Source organism: Micromonospora sp. KC723, from assembly GCF_004348595.1.
Classification (GTDB): Bacteria; Actinomycetota; Actinomycetes; order Mycobacteriales; family Micromonosporaceae; genus Micromonospora.
This window is the reverse complement of sequence record NZ_SMKD01000115.1, coordinates 1-18,608: the sequence shown is the minus strand read 5'-3', so window position 1 is coordinate 18,608 and position 18,608 is coordinate 1. Positions and strand designations below refer to the sequence as shown.

Below are 18,608 nucleotides of genomic sequence, written 5' to 3'. Positions count from 1 at the left end.
GGGTTGGGCGGGGGTCAGGGGTTCGAGTCCCCTCGGCTCCACCCTTGCGAAACGCCCTGGTGAGGGACGTGATCCCCCCCAGGGCGTTTTTCGTTTCCGCCGTTCTCGGGGCGCTCCGTGCCAGATTAGGCGCTGACCTTGCCTCTCGCCTCTTCGATCAGCGCGTCCAAGGCGGCGGCGATGGCGTGATCGCGGTCACGGGTGGCGTGCTGGTAGATCATGGCGGCGCGGGTGCTGGAATGCCCGATGCGCCCCATCCTCCGCAACCACTGCGGAGATGACCCCTCAGCACCTGAAAGTTGCGCTACCGATTGTCGGGTCAATCAGCGTAAATCGGAAGGAAATGAACGCAGACAGCGCACCTCCCGAATCGAGCGACTTCCAATCGGCGGATTCCACCTTGGCATCCGTGAGCCATTTTCATCGTGGGTAGCGGGCGTCCTCGGCGGCTTGGAGGACGATGGCCTGCACGATCGCGTGGCGCGGCGGAGGCAGACCTCGAGGTGTCCGGCCGACAGAGGGCAGCCCCCTTCATCTCGACGTCACGGCTTGACATGAAGTTGAGTTGAAGTTCTAGGTTGGCCGTATGGCAGAGATCATCACAATTGTCGGAACCGGCAACATCGGGACAGCGGTGGCACGCCGGCTACTCGACGCGGGCCGCGAGGTGGTGGTGTGGAACCGCACTCAGCACCGGCTCGCCGGTCTGGTGGAGGCGGGTGCTCGGCCCGTCGACTCGGTCGCTGCGGCCGTGTCGTCGAGCGATCTCGTCCTGCTCACCCTCACCGACTACCGCGCGGTCGCCGACTGCCTGGCCGCCATGCACCCGGACCAGGCCGGGCGGACCATTGTCGCGTTGTGCACCGGCACACCGGGAGAGGCGCAGAAGACGGCCGAGCTCGTCGCCGGCATGGGCGCTCGGTATCTTGACGCGGGCGTCCAGGCCTCGCCGGAGATGATCGGCACTGACAGGGCCACCATCCTGTACGGCGGTGACCGTGCCGCGTACGAGCTTCACCTTGACACCTTGCGCCTGCTCAGTCTGCCCCGCTTCGTCGGGGACGCGCCTGCGGCCGCCGCGATCTGGGATCTGGCCCTCTTCGGCGTCTGGTACGACGCACAACTGGGCCTGCTCCGCGCTCTCGACACCGTACGCGCCGCCGGCATCGACATCACAGACTTCGCCCGGACTGCCGGTACACAACTCGGCCACGTGGTCAACTCGGCCCCGGCCACCGCGATCGAGCTTCTCGAAGCTGACTATCCGCCCGGCCCGGCCAACCTCGGCGAGCACCTCACCGTGCTCCGTCACCTCATCGAACAACGTTCCGGCAGCCCGCTCGGCGACGGCGGCCTTCCGATCGTGGCAGCGCGGGTCGAGGCGCTCCTCGCTGACCACCGCTCAGGCGAGGGTCTCACCGCCGTCGTCGATCGACGAGAAGTCCCATAGGAGGCCGGACGACCTGCCTCGATCCGGCTCCGGCGTCTCGGCGAGCACCCCTGCGGACCTCGGGGCCAGGTCACCTACCAGATAGCGAGTTCCTGCGCATCGTTGCGGTGACAACCGCACATCCCTCCGGCCCCTCGGTTGCCCCTCGAATGGTAGGCCCACAGATCGGCCATACCCCCAGGCTGGGGCTGGCGGTGGCGACCCGTGCGGAAGCCCGCCACCGACATGACATGCCCAGCCGTACGCAGGTCAGGCACGTGCGGGGCCGCCACTCAAGCGTCGCGAGCTACTACCGCCAGCCGACGTCCTTGCGCGATTCGACAAGCACGAAAGGAACAGTCTACAGATGTCGCAGTCAACTACCCGGTTGGCAGATGGCCCGATTCTTCTCCGTAACACCATGCGCATCAAGGAGGGTCACCTCGAAAAATATCGAGACGCGGTTCGTTCTGCTGTTGACTTCGTGAGAGAGCACGGCCCGCAACTCATGGTTGAAGTGTTCATTGACGAAGCCAACCTACGCGCCTACAGCTTCCAGCTGTACCTCGACTCTGCCGCAGTGCTGAAGCATTGGCAGCTCGCTGATCCATACATCCAGGAGGTCATGGAACACTGCTCCGTGGAGGCACTTGACGTTTACGGGCAGCCCAGCAAGGAAGTGATGGACGGTCTAACGCAAAATGGTGGTACGGCTTCGCTCGTGGTTACCCCACATCTAACAGGCTTTTTCCGTCACCGCTGATCGACGCCTTTCAGGGGTCCGTCAATTTCGTCGCACGGATGCCCTGCAGCGCGAGGACCATGTCCGAGATTCCCCGACCCCGGAAGCCGGAGGCTTTCGATCATGTTCTGACGGAGCTGACGGAACGTATCCGGGGCGGCACCGATGAAATACCCGATGAGCTGCGGAACGTGCGATGCGTTTATACCGGAAGTCGTGGCGGTCGAGCGCGCAACTCCACCTCGGAGCGGGCGCCGCCTGCGGACCGCGTCCGCTGACACCCCTCACGGGCGTTCTGCCGGCGTCCGCCTGAGCTGGGCGGCACCGGGTGACGTGATCAGCCGGGTGGCCGGCGTAGACCGGCTACCCGGCCCGAGGAGGCCGAACGGCACCGACGGCCAGGCGGGAATCGGTCCTATCCGGCCAGCCCGTACGCGCGAATCATCGTCTTTACTTTCGCAAGCTCTGCGCGTAGAGCGCGTGCCTCCGTGAGAGTTCGGATTGGCGGCTGTCGCACAGGCAGCGCCGGATGCCCAGCTCGCCGTCGGGGCCGTTGAACACGGCCAGAAGGTAGGCGTGTGCGGCGGCAACCGGTGTCGCCTCTCCCCGGTCCGCTGCAACGGTCTTGACGGCGGCCCATCCGACGGGCACGGCGAGGCAGGCCGCGAAGATGGCTACGGCGGCGGGACGTTGCCATGAGCGTGTGGTCAGACGTGCCAGATCCGTGCCAGTACGGCCGGTCGATGGCGGGTAGTAGCGGGGAGTCAATCAAGGGCGTGCCGCCTATCGCTGCGCCACCCTGACTGGCCAGGGTGGCGGCGGGAATCCAAGATCCCCTGGCAGTGGGGGGTCAGGGGTTCGAGTCCCCTCGGCTCCACCGACCGCACCATCGTGCGAACCGGTGATTCCTCTGCGATGCTCCCGTCCGTTCTGGGCGGGGGCATCGTCGTGTCGGTGGGTGATGTGAGCTCGGCAGCCCACCGCCCCGCACCCGCTGGCGGCGGGGCGGGGCACGGTGTCCACGTCCATGAAACGGAAAGTCGCCCAGGTTCGAGGTCATGGCGTGGCGGCCGGGTACCGGATCACGCGTTGCCGAACCCGTCGCCGCCTTCGCCGCCTGGGCCATCACCGCACGGAGGGCCAGGCCGGCGTAGAGCAGGAAGATGTACGAGTCGAGCTCGGTCCGAACAGCGGGGTCTCGGCACCGGTTCATGACCGGCACCGACCCCGCTGTCAGCCCGGGCGTGGCCGGGTCACCCGATGACCGCCCGCGGACCGGCTCGGCGATCCGGCCTGCCGGCGGCAGCCGCCGTGCCCGCCGCAGGCCGTCTCACTCCAGGTGGAACCGGTCGTCGGTGGCGAGGGCCGCCAACTGCTCCACCGAGAACGGCAGCTTCGTCAGCTCGGTCGGACCGCCGTTGCTCCCGCCGCTCTGCGCGACGAAGACCACCACGCCGTCCGGGTGCCGGTAGGCCGCCCACTGGTCGAACCGGTCGTCGTCGGTGGGTCGGACCACCACACCGACCTTCCGTGCGCCGGCGTCCACCACCTGGCACTCGCCCTTCATTGCCCAGAACCGCTGGGCCGGCGCGCACGGCTCGGTCGGTAGCTCGTTGCCGAGCAGGCCCCGGTCGTACCGGGTGCCGGCCCGTCCGGTCCTCCTGCGGCTGCCGTTCGGGCCGGTCGGCCACGGCTTCTTGGTGTCCGTCGCCGAGGGTGCGGCACGGCGCTGGACGTGGTGGGGGGCTGCGGGATGGTTTGGTCTACCGGCCGGTGGCCGCCGGGCCCCCTCAGCCGGCGGGCGGCCCTCGGTGACCAGGCCGGGTATCACCGCGACACCGGCGATCGCCAGCACGGCGGCGGCGGATCCGGTGCAGGCCCATACGTACGACGGCGGACGAGGGCCCGCCGTCCGGCGCTCAGCGCGGTGCTCTGCTGGGCGGTGGCGGCGGGTTGCTGGCCGCCAGCTCGCTGCGCAACATCTCGCGCAACTGTTCTGCGTTCATCGTTCCCCCATTTCGGTCCCGCTGTAGGTGGGTGAGAGGAGGCCGCGTAGCGTGTCCAGCCCGCGGGCGGCCAGGCTCTTCACCGTAGTCAAGCGTCTATGAATGCCAAGCTGTCCCGATGCCATCAGGAAGGCGTCTGACGGATCCCCACGGGGGCGGGACGGAGGATCAATCCGGGGTTGTCCACGGACGGGGCAGGCTCGGGAGGCGCGGTTCCCATCCGATGGCGAGGCGCGTGGCGACGTTGCCGGCGCGTCCGAACGCTTCCTCGACGGCATCGTTGTCGAAAGCCACGGCTTGCGGCTCCGCCAGCCAATCCTTGCCTCGTCCAAGAGATTGTGAGCGAACGAATTGCGGCGCTGGGCGATCCACTTGATGTCGTCGCGCATGTCCTCGATCTCGGGCATCAAAGACCACCGATTGATCAGGATCTCGACCTTGTGCTGTAGGCCCTACCTGTGGTGCGCCGTGTCGCCGGGACGGTTGCGGACGCCGAGCTGTCCGGGCAGGGCGTCGGTTCAGGCCGGCGTGGCCTCGTCAAGCAGCTGCTGCACGCACGCCTGGAGTTCCTAGGCGGTGAACGGCTTGCCCAGCACCTGACGCACGTACGACGACCCGAAGCCGCACGCCCCCATCCCCGCGCCGACACCCGCGGCCGGGCTGAACGAAGCGCCATCACCGCCTGCTGGCTATCGGCGGTAGGGATTTGCTGGCCCGGTGGTGGTCGGCGCCGGCCGCGGTGCGGCGGGTGTCGCCGTGCCCGCCGTGCCAGTCGAGGACGAGCAGGCAGGCGTCATCGGGTAGGACAGGTCCGGCGACTTCGAGGACGAGATCGCCGAGGACCCGGACGACCTCCCGGGGGTGCAGCGCGCTCAGGTGCAGCAGCCGTGCGGGCAGGTCAAGGGCGGCGGCGCCTCGTTCGAGCATGCCGTCGGTGAGCAGTACCAACCGGTCGCCGGTCTGCAACTCGACCTCGGCAGCCCGGTAGGGCGCGGCAGGTCGTACCCCGAAAGGCCGATTGATGGGCAGGACCACTGGCTGCACCGCCCGGTCGCGCACCAACAGCGGTGCGGGGTGTCCGGCGTTGACGACGGCGAGGATCCCCGTGGACAGGTCCAACCGGCTGAGAAGCCCCGTGGCGAAGGGCGAACCGGCCGCGGCGTTGGCGACGAGCGCCTCGTGCGCGGCCTGCGCCTGTTCGAGCAGGGTGCCGCCGCTGCGCCGTGCGTTACGGAGTCCGCCGACGCACAGGGTCGCAGTGAGTGCGCTGTGCACACCGTGGCCCACCGCGTCGGTGATACTCAGGTGCAGCAGGTCGCGGGCCAGGCTGTAGTCGAAGGTGTCGCCGCCGATGCTGGCGGCCGGCTCCAGCCATCCCGCCAGGGTGAACGAGTCGGCCTCACAGGTGAACGAGGAGGGCAGTAGCCGCCGTTGGATCTCCGCGGCGAGAGTGAACGCCGTGGTCCGCTGCCCCCACTCGAACAGGTCGGTGTGGCGCCGGTTGGCGATGACCACGAACGCCAACGTGTGCGCGGCACGCGACACCTGCTGCGTGACCGCGTCGGTCGGTGCGGCAGACACGGCGATCTCCAACAGCCCGATGGCCTCGCCGCGCTGGGTGACCGGCGCCCGCACCACATGATGATCACCGGCGTGCTCGACCAGAACCTGTTGCGTGCGCAGCGCCTGCTCCTGCGGACCGCCGTCGAAGGGCAGCACCACTGCCAGGTCCTGGTCCTGCCGGCGTCCGTCGGGCACGTCACCGATAGGGACGTGGACCAGGCGCACCAGGGCGCGCCCGCTCATGTCGGCCACGAGGAACGACACCCACAACGCGCCGAGGTTCACCCCGACGCTGCGCGTCACCGCCTCGACGGCGTCGACCGGGGCGGCTTTCTCCACCGCTAGCAGCACCTCGTTGAGATCCACGCCGTTCATCTCGATGTCGCTCACGCGGCGCAGCATAAACGGCAGTAGGTCAAAGCTGCGGCACGGAGCCACGTCGCTGATCATGGTCTGAGGTGACGAGCCTCGGCGTCACGTCGAAGACTTGACGCGTGCTGGCCTGCCGTCCGCGCGTCCCTCGTCGGGCCGGGTAGGCTCCTCGCCGGGATCACCCGACCGCTCTCGGGTCGGCGCTCGACGTCGAACTGGATGCCCATCTTGACGAGGCCGGCGTTGACGAGGCAACCGGTCGGCGGGTCAACGTTCGGTAACGCCTCACCCAGTTACGAGACATCCTTTACGGGCTCGTGCACGGTTGCGGATCTTTGAGCATCGATGATCGTTGTCCCTCCGTTCCAGCCGGTCAGGCGTTGAGGTATGCCAGGACGGCGAGGACGCGGCGGTTGTCGTCGTCGGAGGGTGGCATGTCCAGTTTGGTGAGGATGTTGTTGATGTGCTTGCTCACGGCTTTCTCGGTGATGCGGAGCTTGGCCGCGATGGCGGCGTTGGAGCGGCCTTCAGCCATGACACCGAGTAGCTCCCGTTCCCGGGCGGTGAGTACCGCCAGTGGCTCCCGGCGGACGAGGAGTTGGGCGATCACCTCAGGGTCCATGGCGGTGCCGCCGTCGGCGACCCGGCGGACGGCGTCGACGAACTCGCCGACGTCGGACACACGATCCTTGAGCAGATAGCCCACACCGCCGTGCGGGGTGCTGAGCAGTTCGCGGGCGTACAGGGGCTCGACGTGCTGGGAGAGCATAAGGATCGGCAGGCCAGGCACCTGGGTTCGGGCCGCGATCGCGGCTTGCAGACCTTCGTCGGTGAATGTCGGGGGGAGGCGGACATCGATGATCGCTACCCGGGGCTTGTGCGTGATCAGGGCGGGCAGCAGGGCCGGTCCGTTGTCGACGGCTGCGACGACGTCGAAGTCGAAGGCATGCAGGAGCCGGGTCAGTCCGTCTCGGAGGAGGGCATGGTCCTCGGCGATGACAACGCGCACGGTATCTCCATGGTGATGACGGTGGGTCCCCCGGGCGGGCTCGACAGGGCCATGGTGCCATCGAACGCGGCGAGGCGGCGTTCGATACCGCGCAGACCGGTGCCGGCGGCGGGGTCGGCGCCTCCTGCGCCGTCGTCGGTGACCACCATGGTCAGCGCGCTGTCCGCGTGCCGCACGGACACCGACCCGCTGTGGGCACGGCTGTGCCGGATCATGTTGGTCAGCGCCTCGGCGACGGCGAAGTACGCCGCGGACTCGACGGGTGTGTTGGGCCGTCCCGGTAGGTCGATGTCGACCGTGATCGGGACCGGCAGGCTGAGCGCCAGCGCACGGACCGCGCCGCCGAGTCCACGTTCGGCCAGCACCGGTGGGTGGATGCCGCGGACGAGGTGCCGCAGCTCGACCAGCGCCGTACCGCTCGACTCACGCGCTTCCGCGAGCAGCTTGTGGGCCTCGGCCGGGTTCCGGTCGATGAGTTCGTCGGCCAGGCCGATGATCATGCTCAGCGAGACGAGGCGGGCTTGGACGCCGTCGTGCAGGTCGCGTTCGATGCGGCGCAGCTCGGCCGCTTGGGCGTCCACGGTGTCAGCGCGCGTGAGGGTCAGCTGCGTGACGCGCAGCCGGAGCTCAGCGGCCCTGGTTGGCGCGAGGAAGAGCCGGGCGAAGAGGGCGTCGACGCGGCGCAGCCACGGTGCCGCCCACAGGCCTACCGCAAGGATGACGGCGCCTTGCGGTAGGCAGAGCAGGCCGGCGGGCGCCGTATCGATGGACCAGATGGCGCCGTAGTGGTACCAGCCGGTGGTCAGCCAGATCCACAGCGGCGTCAGCGTCAGACCCGCGAGGCCGTACAGGGGCACGACGACAGCGATCGTCCCGAGTGTGAACCCGACGATCGCGCCGGGCAGGAGCCAGGCGAGGTCACGCCAGGTGGCCGGGTCCGTCACGGTCCACCGGAAGCGCTGCCAGCCGTCGGCCATGGCCCGTTCCGGGGGCGGGTGGTACGGGCGGGTCACCAGGACGCCGGTTCGTGAAGCACGTCTGCGCTCGAGATCGGCGCGCTTGCGGACCAGCGTCATCGTCCACGGCACCAGCGCTAAACCGAGGAACGGCACCGGCGTCAGGGCCAACGCGACAACCGACGCGGTGAGCAGCGGCAGGTTGGTGAAGGCCAGCCCGATCGCGGCCATGCCGCCCAGCACGGAGTGCGCACCGCGCCGGCCCCATCGGCGCAGCCGTGCACCGGTCTCGGGCATTTCCACAGGTCATATAGTGCCGGCTGGCGGGCGGTCAATGGTGGTGCTAGCACCACCGGGCCGTAGGACGTAGCACTCCTGACGATGCATGCCCCTGGCGGTTTGATAGAAGCATGACAATAACCATGGCACCGTTGAGGACAACGACGGGCAGCGACTTCGCCGTGCTGTCCCGCCGGATCAGCGGCGAGGGGCTGATGCAGCGCCGGCCCGCCTACTACCTCGCACGGCTGAGCATCGTCACGCTCATGTTCCTCGGCGGTTGGACCGCGTTCTTCCTCATCGGCTCGTCCTGGTGGCAGTTGGTGACGGCCGCGTTCCTGGCCGTCACGTTCACCCAGGTCGCGCTCGTGGCGCACGATCTGGCCCATCGCCAGGTGTTCCGCACCAAACGCCCCGGCGAAGTCGCCGGACGGCTCGCCGGAAACCTCTGCGTCGGGATGAGTTACGGCTGGTGGATGGACAAGCACACCCGTCACCACAACAACCCCAACCACGACGACCTCGACCCGGACGTCGCGCCCGAGGTTCTCATCTGGGCCACCAAGTCGGCCCTCGGCCGGCGCGGGCTGAAAGGCTTCATCACCCGGCACCAGGCCACGCTGTTCTTCCCGCTGCTCGCTCTGCTCGCCGTCGACCTGAAAGTCTCCAGCATCAAGGCCTTGCGCAATGGCACGGTGAAGCGACACCGCCTTGAATGCACCCTGCTGATCCTGCACGCCGTCGGCTACCTCTCCGCACTGCTGATCGTCCTGTCACCACCGCAGGCCATCGCCTTCCTGCTGGTGCACCAGGCGCTGTTCGGCGTCTACCTCGGCATGACATTCGCACCCAACCACAAGGGCATGCCGCACCCGACCGGCGACGAGGACTACCTGCGCAAGCAGGTGTTGACCTCCCGCAACGTCCGCGGCGGCTGGCTGACCGACGCGGCGCTGGGCGGCCTCAACTACCAGATCGAGCACCACCTGTTCCCCGGGATGCCGACGCCCAACCTGCGTAAGGCCCAGCCGATCGTGCAGGCATACTGCACTGAAATCGGCGTCGCGTACGAACAGACCAGCCTCGTCACCTCCTACCGCCAAGCCCTGCAACACCTGCACCAGGTAGGCGCACCAGCCCGCGCCGAACACGCAGCGCGCTGAGCCAGCCCCACCGACTGAACCAAACCAAGAAGGGGGCCTCCTGGCCGGATCGCGGCCGGGCTGCGAGCAGCCTACGCAGGATTGCGCAGCATGCAGCCCGGGACTTGCCCTCTGATCGTGGAGGCTGGCAGGGTGGATGTCGAGGCGACGTTGCTGTTCGTGCTGGGCGCGGTTGCCGTGGTGGTGGCGGTCCGGTGGGCCGCCGAACGAACCGGTCTGCCGGCCGCGGCCCTGCTGACGGTCGCCGGCATCGGCTACGCGGTTCTGCCTGGCCCGACCGTCGTGCTGACGTTCGTGCTGCCACCGCTGCTGTACAGCGCGGCGCTGGACCCATCCCTGCTCGCCATCCGCCGCAACCTGCGCACCGTGGTCAGCCCTGCGTGGCGCTGGTCCTGCTCACCGCATCGGCGGTTGGCCTCGGCTTCGCCTGGTTCGTCGAAGGCGCCACCCTGGCCGCCGGCATCGCGATGGGCGCGGCCGTCGTGCCACCCGATCCGGTGGCGGCGCTCGCGGTGCCCAGCAAGGCGGGTCTGCCCGTCAGGCTGTTCGCCCTGATTCAGGAGGAGGGCTACCCAACGACGCCACTGCCCTCACCACACTGAGCGTGGCCGTCGCGTCCGCCACGGGCGGCGGGTTCTCCGCCACCTCGGCGCTCGGGCAGTTCCTGCTCACCGCTGTTGGCGGGATCGTCGCCGGCGTCATGGTCGCTTACGGCGTGCGTCTGCTGCGGCACCGAGCCAAGGACCCGCTGACGGCCAACGCCATCTCGCTGGCCACACCGCTCGTCGCCTACCTGTGCGCCGAGAAGGTGCACGTCTCCGGCGTACTGGCCGTCGTCGTGGCAGGGTTGATCATCGGGCACGACGCGCCGCGCTGGGCGTCGGGCGAGAGCCGGTTGCAGATAAGCGCAGTCTGGCGGCTGGTCGACTTCCTGCTAGAAGGCGTCGTGTTCCTGCTAATCGGCCAGCAGCTGCCCGAGGTTGTACGGGGACTCGAGCAGTACGACATGTCCACGGTCATCGCCGCGGTCGCGGTCACCGTGGGTGTGGTGCTGCTGCTCCGCCCGCTGTGGCTGCTGCTCACCCAGTCGCTGCGCCGGTCACTACACACCCGCCTCGGAGATACGGAGCCCACCAACGCCGCCCTCTCCTCGGGCCGTCAGCGGTGCCAGGCCCAGCGGCTAACCGGACGCGAGGATGTCGCGCTGAGCTGGTCCGGAACCCGCGGCGTCATCAGCCTCGCCGCCATCTTCACCATCCCGCTGGTCACCGACACCGGGGCTCCCTTCCCGGTACGTGACCTGCTGCTGTTTTGCGCCTTCGCCGTCGTACTCGGCGCCCTGCTCGGACAGGGGCTCACCTTCGCGCCCCTGACCCGCACGCTGGGTCTGCGCGCCGACGAGACCGATCAGTCGCGTCTGCGTAACGAGGCACGGTCGGCATCCGTCGAGGCAGCCCTTGCCCGGCTCGACGGATGCCGACCGCGAGGACGTCGATGTTCAGGCCGTCGAGGGAATGCGCGGGTACCTGCGCGCCCAGTTGAGCCGCTACCAGAGCCACCTGGACCTGCTGCGCAACGCCGACTCCGCCGCAATGCCCGTGTCACCGCACTACGAGGCGGCACTGCGCGTCCGCCGGGCCGCGATCGACGCCCGCCGCGAGGAACTGCTGCGCTGGCGCGACGCAGGCCGGTTACCCGATGCAGGCCTGCGCGTGCTCGAACGCGAACTCGGCATAGAAGAACGGCTGCCTCCCGAACGGCCCGCGCCATGACCCGGCCGGCCCGCCGTCGACTCCGGCCTCCTGCTCGTCAGAATCGGCGTACGGTCAGGGCATCCGGCATCGGTCAGCTGCAGCACGGGGCCCACCACACCGGCTCGGAGGAAGGCGACAGGCGCTGCCCACCTGATCAGCTGGCGGCCTTGCAGCCGTTGCGCCGGTGAGCGCGCGAGGCGGCACACCATTCACACGTATCAACGCTCAAGAGCGAAGATCCAACGGTACCGCACGTCGCCTACCTCGGACGGTGACGACAGCAGCGGCCCCCTTGCGATATCGGTCGACCGTGAACTCGTCCGGAGGAGCCAAACAGGAGTACGATAGGGACATCCCGGAATCGACGACATCCGCCCGAGGTGCCCGCCATACCGGCTCCCGTCCAGGAGACGTCACGGCTGCTCTGCACCCCGCCACGCCCGTCGGCCGACGGACCTCCATGGCTCCAATCCACTCCGGCGGTCGTTGAGTTCCCAGCTGGCGTCCACCCGGGCCGCGAACGCATGCATTGCAATCAATCGCCAACGTCGCCGGCTTTCACGCCGCCGCTGAACTGCGGCGTAGCCGAATCGCAGGGCTCCTTGTGGCTCGTTACGCTCGAGCCGTCGACCGCGCCCGGCCTGCGGCGGCTCGCCGGAGCACCCGACGAGCCGGCCCTACCGACCGGGAAGGAACCACCCATCGTGCCCATCACCAAACCTCGTACCGCGGGCGCGACAGCGCCACCGCGAATGAAGCTGGAAGCAACGTCATCACGCACGACGCTGCTCGACGGGGACTGGTGGCGCAGAAAGCGACGCCAACTCTGAACTTCCGACGCTGATCGCGGCGCTGGACAGCCGCCGAAGACCCATCACCCACGTGCGGTTGAACGCCACCGATGGGAATCTGCCCCACCAGCGTCGGCCGAACGGTTCGTCTCGGCTGGTACCCCATGGGGCGGCTCCGCAACACAGTTTCGCTCGGTGTTGCGCCGCACACGGCTCAGAAGGGTGGTCCGCCGACAGTCCACGCCTCGCCACACGGCTCCGGTCGTCACGAGCGGGATCCGCAGAACAGCCCGGGGTGCTCAGGCGCCAGCCCGCGCCGCGCCAGCGGACGGGAGATTGCCTCAGGCGGCCCACTCAGTGGCGGCGCCGCACCGAGGACACGAAACGACAGAAGTGAGGCATGAGATGACATCGATGGTGCAGCGGATCAAGGCCTTCCTGGCCGGCCCTCGGGGGCGGCGTATGGTCACGCGGGGACGGCAGGAAATGGCCAAGCCGCAGACCCAGCGCAAGCTCCGCGAACTGGCCAACAGGTTCAACCGGAAGCGGTGATCGCAGTATCAAGGGCAGCCGGTGGCGGGCATCGGATCGCTTTCTGGCCCCTCGATCTGAGCTGAGCGAGCGAGGCTCAGCCGCGTCGGCTCCCGCGGCTCAGTTGCTCGCCGACGACTCCGGGCAGCTCGCCCGAGAGGCTGTCAAGGAGCTGGCGACTGCGCGCGGTTAGTTCCAGCCCGTCTGCTGGGCGCTTCGGATGGCGGTGATGCGGTTCGAAGCGCCCAACTTGTTGATGGCGCTAACCAGGTAGTTGCGCACGGTCCCCACGCTGAGTTCCGCCCGCTTCTCCGGAGTCTTCTGATCATGGTCTGATGGCCACGGGAGGACGTTCTGTGGCAGCCCTGAAGAAGTACCCCGACGAGTTGCGTCAGCGCACTGTGCGCTTGTACCGCGAGTCGGAGCCCAAGCCCGTGATTCGGCGTTGGCCGAGCAGCTCGGTGTGCATCACGAGGCGTTGCGGAACTGGATTTGTCAGGTCGAGACCGATCGCGGTGATCGAACCGGCCGGCCGACAACGGACATGATCGAGGAAAAACCGCCGGCTGCGGCGGGAGAACGCGGAGCTGCGCTGCGTCAACGAGGTGCTCAGGGCGGCGAGCGCGTTTTTCGCCGCGGAGTGCGACCCGGCGTCGGTCATGACGTTCGTCGACGAACACCGTGGCCGCTACGCGGTCGCACTCCTGCTACGGGTCCTGGCGTTGCGAGTCCACCTACTACGGCTGGCTGGACAGGCTAACCAGCCCTGTTACCGGGACGAGGGTCGACCGCGGGTTGCCGTCCAACATCTTCCGAGATCTGTACCGCCTAAGGCTGCACCTACGGCGCCGGACGGGTGCACCAGCAGTTGCGCTGCGACGGCATCCGCGTCGGGCGCGAACGCGTCGAGCGGCTCATGGCGGCGCCGGGGCAGGGCGCGTTCCTGCGCCGCGGCTGGCGCGGCGGGTCCACCCGCCGCGACCCGGGCGCTGCGTCGGTGCCGGGCCTGGTCAACCGGCAGTTCATCGCGACCACGCCGATCCGGCTGTGCGTCGCCGATGTCACCCGCATCTCCTGCGGCCAAGGCGTGAGGAGGCCGAGAACGCACTATTCGCCACATCGACGGCTGGTACAGCACCCGCCGCATCCAATGCGAGCTCGGCGACTCAGCCCGGACGGGTACGGGACCGCCTGGCACCAGGCCCACACCGATCAGCCAGACTCGGTCCGCACCACCCGGACGCCAACCGGCGGCAGGTAACCACCGCTCCGGCAAAGCGGGGAACTGAGGTAACCGATCAGAACTTTAGGTACGTAAGGCGTTCCGGTGCCGTGGTGGTATTTGGGCGCGGCGTTGGTGTGGGTGGTCAACGGCCATCGTCGAAGGGCTTCGCGCATGTCACAGCGGGGTGCGATCCGGCTTGTCATCGGAGCTCCGGCCGCGGGTGACGATCATCCCTGGCGTGGGTATAGCTCGCCCGTTGACGTGCCGAATAGGGGGTTGCCATGAGCTGGGTCGCGTCGGTGCGGGCGCGTGTGGCGGCCGCGCGGCAGGGCGGCTCGCTGCCGCCGTTTCGGGCTGACTTCCCGTCGGGTGAGTCGACAAGGCCGGTGGTCGTCGCGGAGGCGGCACCGAGCGTGGACGACGGCATTCCCCGCGGTGTGCGGATCGCCGGTGCGTGGGCGTGGCGGCTGATCTTGTTCGTGGCTGCCGCCTATCTGCTGGTCAGACTGATCGGGTTCTTGCGTATCGTGGTCATCCCGGTGGTGGTGGCGTTGCTGCTCGCCGCTTTGTTCGAGCCGGCGGTTCGGGGGTTGCGGAACCGGGGAGTCAACCGGTCGCTGGCTGCCGGCATGGTGCTCGTGGGTGGGTTGGCGACCGTGTCAGCCGGTCTGGGTCTGATCGTCGGGACGGTCGTCTCCCAGTTCGGTGACCTGTCCGTGCAGGTCCGTGAAGGGGTGGAGGAGATACAGGCGTGGCTTTCGCGCGGCCCGCTGGGCATCTCCCAGGCGCAGCTCAGCGCCGCGCTCGAACGGCTGCAGCAGCAGGTGTCCGAGAACCAGGGGGCGATCACGTCCGGCGCGTTGAGCACCGCCACCACGTTGGGCGAGGTGGTCGCCGGGTTCTTCCTGGTGCTGTTCACCCTGTTCTTCTTCCTGCGTGACGGGGCGCAGATCTGGCGGTTCCTGTGCCGGATGTTGCCGCGCGCGGCTCGCGTCCCGGTGGCCCGATCCGGCCACTACTCCTGGCACACCCTTGGGTCGTACGTCCGCGCCACCGTGCTCGTCGCCTTCGTCGATGCCGTCGGTATCGGCATTGGTTTGGCGGTGCTGCGTGTCCCGCTCGCACTGCCGCTGGCGGGGCTGGTGTTCCTGGGGGCGTTCATTCCGGTCATCGGCGCCACCCTGTCCGGCACGGTCGCGGTCCTGGTAGCGCTGGTCACCCAGGGCCCGGTCAGCGCGCTCATCGTTCTTGCTGTCGTCATCGGCGTGCAACAGCTGGAGGGCCATGTCCTGCAGCCGCTCATCATGGGCCGCGCTGTCGCCCTGCATCCGCTCGCTGTCATCCTCGCCATCGCCACCGGGCTCGTTGTCGCTGGCATCGTCGGCGCGCTCGTGGCCGTTCCGCTGCTTGCCGTGGCCAACACGGCCGTGCGCTACCTCAGTGAGCACCCGCAGGGCGAGCCCACTCCTGACCGGGAACCGCCGGGAACCCGACCGGTCGACGAGAACCAGCGCGAAGGCGCGAAGATCGTGCGGCCGGCCGACGAGCCTACGGAAGGGGAGACGCCGCCGGTTGCCACCTCTGTCGGTCCCGCCCCAGGGACGCCGGTCGCGCCGGTAGATGGCGCATGAACTGGATAAGGCGCGGCCGGCACATGCCCGCCGGGCGGCGCACGCCGGGCGGACGTGAAACCTGGCGTGGTTTGGTGGCGTGCCGTGCGTGACCGGGACCGCCGTCGGGTACGGCAAGCGGCGTGAAGGCCGGGAGCAGGCGACAGCGGGGCGCCGCGATGTGGTGGCGGGCCCGCCGCCGGCACGGTTGGCTGGACCACCTGGCCCGGGCCGCGCTGCGCTACGCCGAGGCCGACGGCGGTCGGCTCGCCGCGGCGGTGACCTACTACGCGTTCTTCGCCACGTTCGCGCTGGCCCTGCTCGGCTTCGCGCTCTTCGGGTTCGTGCTCGACGATCCCGCGGTGCAACGTTCGGTGCAGCGCTACCTTGACCAGAACCTGCCCAACCTCGACGTGCAGGCGCTACGCACCGCGCGCGGCGCCGCCGGGGTGATCGCGTTCCTCGGTCTGCCGGTCACCGGCTGGTTCTGGGTAAACGCGCTGCGCTCCTCGATCCGCAAGGTCTGGCGTCTGCCCGAGTATCCCGGCACCTTCGTCGTCCGCCTGCTGATCGACCTGCTCGTGTTGACCGGGCTCGGCCTCCTGCTGGTCGTGTCCCTGGCGACAGCGTTCACGACAACCGCGTTGGCCAGCCGACTGATCGACACCACCGGCGCGGACGCCGCCCTGACCCGCGGGTTGCTCGCCGTGGTCGGCCTCGTGGTCGGCGTCGCCGTGAACACACTGCTGTCGATCGCCGTGCTGACCGGGTTGCCGCGGCTGCGGATGCCGCCGCGCCGGGTCGCGTTACCGGCGCTGCTCGTTGCGATCGGGCTGGAGCTGCTCAAGACCGTCGGTGGCTTCTTCGTGCAGCGCATCGAGGCCAACCCGACCTATCACGTGGTCGCGGGCACGGTCGGGCTGCTGGTGTCGCTCAGTGTCGTCAACCAGCTCGTTCTGTTCGCGGCGGCGCTCACCGCTACCGCCACCATCGGCGATGTCACCGACCTCGCCCTAGGAGGCAAATTGCCGAGGACGTCCAGCGATCAGGACATTGCCACGGCGGAACCAACCACCGTCCCCGATACCGGGTCGGCGCGCGAACAAATTGTTGATCACCGAAATCCGGGTCAGGGGCGGCCGGCGTGAGCGCGGGCAACGGCAGCGCCAGCGGGCCGCTACCCGCAAGCCTGGTCCTATTCGCCGCCGGCAGCTGGCTCAGTGAGCGAGAGTGGGATGTGGAATCCGCGACGTCCCCGGGTACAGGTTGGGCAGCGGCCGGTGGCAGGCCGGTGCTCGCGAGCCGGAGCGAGGGCTCGACGTGCGATACGCCTCCCAGAAGGACGATACGCTTCCCAGAAGGAGTCGAGCGTGGCTGAGAATGTCGAACTGATCATTCGGTTTCACCCGGTAGGCGGTGAGGACGTTTCCGTGCTGACCACCGATTTCATCGGCCCCGACGAGGCGCTTGGGGTGATCGCCAAGGCACTGGACGAGCGGCGCAGTCTGGTCCTGACCCGTGCCAGGTACAACCGGGAGGCAACCGAGAATGCCGTCATCGTCAACCTCGCCAACGTGGTAGCCGTCCGGGTGGCCAGGCAGGACAGCGAGACGACCGGCCAGTATCTGTAACGGCGGTACGGACCAGCATCACGGTGCGGTCGCGTACCGAGTGCCGAGGGCCCGCTGATGCCGCTGCGAGGCTTGCAACAGCTGCCGTTCACCACCGCGTGTTCCGGCGCCGGAACCGGCGGTGTTTCCTGCCGGAAACGGCATTGACCGCGGTCGGCGAGACCGCCGAGAAGCAGTTCCGGCCGAACAGACGTACGATGGACATATACCGGAAGCGACATCCCGTCTTGAGGTGCCTGACCCCGGCCAACCCGTAGGGGACGTCATGTCTCACCACACGCACCGCGAACGTGCGGACCGGGCCACCCCTGCACAACGGCCCACGACCGCTCCGCCATGAGCGCTGACCGCCAGACTGATGCCCCACACCCGCACCGGTGCCACCTGGGTCGGCATCTGTACGGCCACGTTGCTGGCCGTGGCGTTGATCGTCTTCATGCTGCAGAACACGCGCAGCGCCGAGGTCAGCTTCCTGTGGATGCACGGGAGCTTGCCACTGGCGCTGGGGCTGCTGATCGCCGGTGTCGGCACGGCCCTGCTGACCATGGCGGTCGGCGCCGCCCGGATCACCCAACTGCGCCGCCAACGCTGACCCGCTCCCGCGCCGCCCAGAGCGGCTCGGTATCTATCGCGATCGCGCACGCCAACCCTGCCTGACGTCGAGAACTGGTAACCCCAGGGCGACGAGGCGGGAGGGAGAGGGATATGACGCTCAACGGTACGCCCCGCCGCGTGACGACGATCTCGCCAACGCCGCCGTCTACGCCTCGCCTGCGGATGCAGCCCACCGGGTCGCGCCGCACCCTTTTGGATGGCGGATGGTGGCCCCGTTCGACCGATCCCGTCGCCGAGCTGCCCGGCCTGATCTTGGTTATCGACCGGCTGCACGGACCAATCACCCGGCTGGTCCTCAGCTCCGCCGGCTGGACCGACCACCCCCGCCGGCTAGGCGTGGCCGGCCGGCTCCTTCGCTTCGGCTACTTCACCAGCCAACCCGCCAGTTTGCTCACCGCGCTGATCGAGGACAGCGACCGAGTCGATCTGCTCGTCGTACCGCCGGGCACCGCGAAACGCACCGCCGACGCGGCCCTGGCCATGGCCGCGTCCAGCGACAACCGCGTCCACGCACAAGACATCCTGCACACCGTCGGCATACCGGCTCCTGCCGGGGCCGATCATGCTGCCCAGGACTCATGGGAGGGCGAAGGCGGCGACCTGACCGCCGCACCCAGGGTGCCTTAGTGCTGCTTTGTTGGGACTGCGTAGATTTTGGCTCACTCTCATTCTTGATAGTTCCGGTCGAGCACCCGAGCAACGCCGCGACGTCTTCGATCGGCAGGTCCTTTCAGTACCGGAGCACCAGGACGACCCGCTGGCGAGGCGGTACGGTGGCCAGCGCCCGGAGCATCACCAGACGGTTCTCCGGAGAGTTGGTCGGTGTCGCCTGTTCGCTGTGCTCCCAGCCCACCCGTTCCCGCCGCCACCAGCCACGGCGCCGCTCGTCCAGAAAGCTCCGGACCACGATCTGCCGCACGTAGGCGTCGAGC

General features: G+C 68.6%; 17 protein-coding genes and 2 pseudogenes. 12 read left to right on the top strand and 7 right to left on the bottom strand.

Annotated features, from left to right (window positions below; all coding sequences use genetic code 11):
* Nucleotides 1-125: 125 nt before the first annotated feature.
* The gene (locus tag E1165_RS21960) at nucleotides 126-257 is read right to left on the bottom strand and encodes an integrase (RefSeq protein WP_132393665.1); all 132 of its coding nucleotides are present in this window, start codon (nucleotides 255-257) and stop codon (nucleotides 126-128) included.
* Between the two features lie 329 nt (nucleotides 258-586).
* On the opposite strand from E1165_RS21960, the gene E1165_RS21955 reads away from it, so the two are divergent.
* Nucleotides 587-1,450: an NAD(P)-dependent oxidoreductase gene (locus E1165_RS21955; RefSeq protein WP_132393664.1), complete on the top strand. Its 864-nt coding sequence runs from the start codon at nucleotides 587-589 to the stop codon at nucleotides 1,448-1,450.
* A gap of 400 nt (nucleotides 1,451-1,850) precedes the next feature.
* Nucleotides 1,851-2,192, top strand: a complete 342-nt coding sequence (locus tag E1165_RS21950) for a hypothetical protein (protein WP_207914648.1) — start codon at nucleotides 1,851-1,853, stop codon at nucleotides 2,190-2,192.
* A 1,309-nt stretch (nucleotides 2,193-3,501) separates the two neighbouring features.
* Here the strand turns inward: E1165_RS21950 and E1165_RS21945 are convergent.
* From E1165_RS21945 to E1165_RS21920, 4 genes are all read right to left on the bottom strand, one after another.
* The gene (locus tag E1165_RS21945) at nucleotides 3,502-4,026 is read right to left on the bottom strand and encodes a hypothetical protein (protein WP_243704919.1); all 525 of its coding nucleotides are present in this window, start codon (nucleotides 4,024-4,026) and stop codon (nucleotides 3,502-3,504) included.
* Nucleotides 4,027-4,852: 826 nt separating this feature from the next.
* A complete protein-coding gene (locus E1165_RS21935) occupies nucleotides 4,853-6,130 on the bottom strand; it encodes a PP2C family protein-serine/threonine phosphatase (RefSeq protein WP_243704918.1) in 1,278 nt (425 codons plus the stop codon).
* Between the two features lie 355 nt (nucleotides 6,131-6,485).
* On the bottom strand, nucleotides 6,486-7,121 hold the full coding sequence (locus tag E1165_RS21925) for a response regulator transcription factor (RefSeq protein ID WP_132393662.1): 636 nt from the start codon (nucleotides 7,119-7,121) through the stop codon (nucleotides 6,486-6,488).
* On the bottom strand, nucleotides 7,073-8,374 hold the full coding sequence (locus E1165_RS21920) for a sensor domain-containing protein (protein ID WP_132393661.1): 1,302 nt from the start codon (nucleotides 8,372-8,374) through the stop codon (nucleotides 7,073-7,075). Before E1165_RS21920 ends, E1165_RS21925 begins: the two co-directional genes overlap by 49 nt.
* Nucleotides 8,375-8,499: 125 nt before the next feature.
* Here E1165_RS21920 and E1165_RS21915 point away from each other — a divergent pair, with 125 nt between their 5' ends.
* The 4 genes from E1165_RS21915 (at nucleotide 8,500) to E1165_RS29105 (ending at nucleotide 12,616) form a co-directional block, all read left to right on the top strand.
* Nucleotides 8,500-9,519, top strand: a complete 1,020-nt coding sequence (locus E1165_RS21915) for an acyl-CoA desaturase (RefSeq protein WP_243704917.1) — start codon at nucleotides 8,500-8,502, stop codon at nucleotides 9,517-9,519.
* Between the two features lie 380 nt (nucleotides 9,520-9,899).
* On the top strand, nucleotides 9,900-10,121 hold the full coding sequence (locus E1165_RS30075; protein WP_243704916.1) for a hypothetical protein: 222 nt from the start codon (nucleotides 9,900-9,902) through the stop codon (nucleotides 10,119-10,121).
* Between the two features lie 2 nt (nucleotides 10,122-10,123).
* On the top strand, nucleotides 10,124-11,461 hold the full coding sequence (locus E1165_RS21910) for a sodium:proton antiporter (RefSeq protein WP_243704915.1): 1,338 nt from the start codon (nucleotides 10,124-10,126) through the stop codon (nucleotides 11,459-11,461).
* A 1,008-nt stretch (nucleotides 11,462-12,469) separates the two neighbouring features.
* Complete coding sequence (locus E1165_RS29105; protein ID WP_165942546.1) at nucleotides 12,470-12,616, top strand: hypothetical protein; 147 nt, start codon at nucleotides 12,470-12,472, stop codon at nucleotides 12,614-12,616.
* 370 nt (nucleotides 12,617-12,986) lie between these two features.
* Here the strand turns inward: E1165_RS29105 and E1165_RS21900 are convergent, their stop codons facing one another.
* Complete coding sequence (locus E1165_RS21900) at nucleotides 12,987-13,256, bottom strand: hypothetical protein (RefSeq protein ID WP_132393659.1); 270 nt, start codon at nucleotides 13,254-13,256, stop codon at nucleotides 12,987-12,989.
* Between the two features lie 189 nt (nucleotides 13,257-13,445).
* Between E1165_RS21900 and E1165_RS21895 the strand changes: the two are divergent.
* From E1165_RS21895 to E1165_RS29100, 6 genes and pseudogenes are all read left to right on the top strand, one after another.
* Nucleotides 13,446-13,856 (top strand): annotated as a pseudogene (locus E1165_RS21895) (hypothetical protein); the annotation flags it as partial.
* A gap of 245 nt (nucleotides 13,857-14,101) precedes the next feature.
* The gene (locus E1165_RS21890) at nucleotides 14,102-15,451 is read left to right on the top strand and encodes an AI-2E family transporter (protein WP_132393657.1); all 1,350 of its coding nucleotides are present in this window, start codon (nucleotides 14,102-14,104) and stop codon (nucleotides 15,449-15,451) included.
* 158 nt (nucleotides 15,452-15,609) lie between these two features.
* Nucleotides 15,610-16,578, top strand: a complete 969-nt coding sequence (locus tag E1165_RS21885; protein ID WP_132393666.1) for a YihY/virulence factor BrkB family protein — start codon at nucleotides 15,610-15,612, stop codon at nucleotides 16,576-16,578.
* 222 nt (nucleotides 16,579-16,800) lie between these two features.
* Nucleotides 16,801-17,061, top strand: coding sequence for a hypothetical protein (locus E1165_RS21880; RefSeq protein WP_132393656.1), 261 nt, complete (start codon nucleotides 16,801-16,803; stop codon nucleotides 17,059-17,061).
* Nucleotides 17,062-17,419: 358 nt separating this feature from the next.
* Complete coding sequence (locus E1165_RS21875) at nucleotides 17,420-17,653, top strand: lipopolysaccharide assembly LapA domain-containing protein (protein WP_132393655.1); 234 nt, start codon at nucleotides 17,420-17,422, stop codon at nucleotides 17,651-17,653.
* Nucleotides 17,654-17,766: 113 nt separating this feature from the next.
* Nucleotides 17,767-18,303, top strand: coding sequence for a DUF5994 family protein (locus E1165_RS29100; RefSeq protein WP_165945286.1), 537 nt, complete (start codon nucleotides 17,767-17,769; stop codon nucleotides 18,301-18,303).
* A gap of 103 nt (nucleotides 18,304-18,406) precedes the next feature.
* Here E1165_RS29100 and E1165_RS21870 read toward each other — a convergent pair.
* Nucleotides 18,407-18,608 (bottom strand): annotated as a pseudogene (locus E1165_RS21870) (SigE family RNA polymerase sigma factor); the annotation flags it as partial.

What these genes read in the sequence shown, in the direction of transcription:
- E1165_RS21920 (WP_132393661.1), bottom strand. Translation starts at nt 8,374, where the DNA reads ATGCCCGAGACCGGTGCACGGCTGCGCCGATGGGGCCGGCGCGGTGCG.
- E1165_RS21875 (WP_132393655.1), top strand. Translation starts at nt 17,420, where the DNA reads ATGCCCCACACCCGCACCGGTGCCACCTGGGTCGGCATCTGTACGGCC.
- E1165_RS21885 (WP_132393666.1), top strand. Translation starts at nt 15,610, where the DNA reads ATGTGGTGGCGGGCCCGCCGCCGGCACGGTTGGCTGGACCACCTGGCC.
- E1165_RS21960 (WP_132393665.1), bottom strand. Translation starts at nt 257, where the DNA reads ATGGGGCGCATCGGGCATTCCAGCACCCGCGCCGCCATGATCTACCAG.
- E1165_RS29100 (WP_165945286.1), top strand. Translation starts at nt 17,767, where the DNA reads ATGACGCTCAACGGTACGCCCCGCCGCGTGACGACGATCTCGCCAACG.
- E1165_RS21890 (WP_132393657.1), top strand. Translation starts at nt 14,102, where the DNA reads ATGAGCTGGGTCGCGTCGGTGCGGGCGCGTGTGGCGGCCGCGCGGCAG.
- E1165_RS29105 (WP_165942546.1), top strand. Translation starts at nt 12,470, where the DNA reads ATGACATCGATGGTGCAGCGGATCAAGGCCTTCCTGGCCGGCCCTCGG.
- E1165_RS21915 (WP_243704917.1), top strand. Translation starts at nt 8,500, where the DNA reads ATGGCACCGTTGAGGACAACGACGGGCAGCGACTTCGCCGTGCTGTCC.
- E1165_RS21950 (WP_207914648.1), top strand. Translation starts at nt 1,851, where the DNA reads ATGCGCATCAAGGAGGGTCACCTCGAAAAATATCGAGACGCGGTTCGT.
- E1165_RS21955 (WP_132393664.1), top strand. Translation starts at nt 587, where the DNA reads ATGGCAGAGATCATCACAATTGTCGGAACCGGCAACATCGGGACAGCG.
- E1165_RS21900 (WP_132393659.1), bottom strand. Translation starts at nt 13,256, where the DNA reads ATGACCGACGCCGGGTCGCACTCCGCGGCGAAAAACGCGCTCGCCGCC.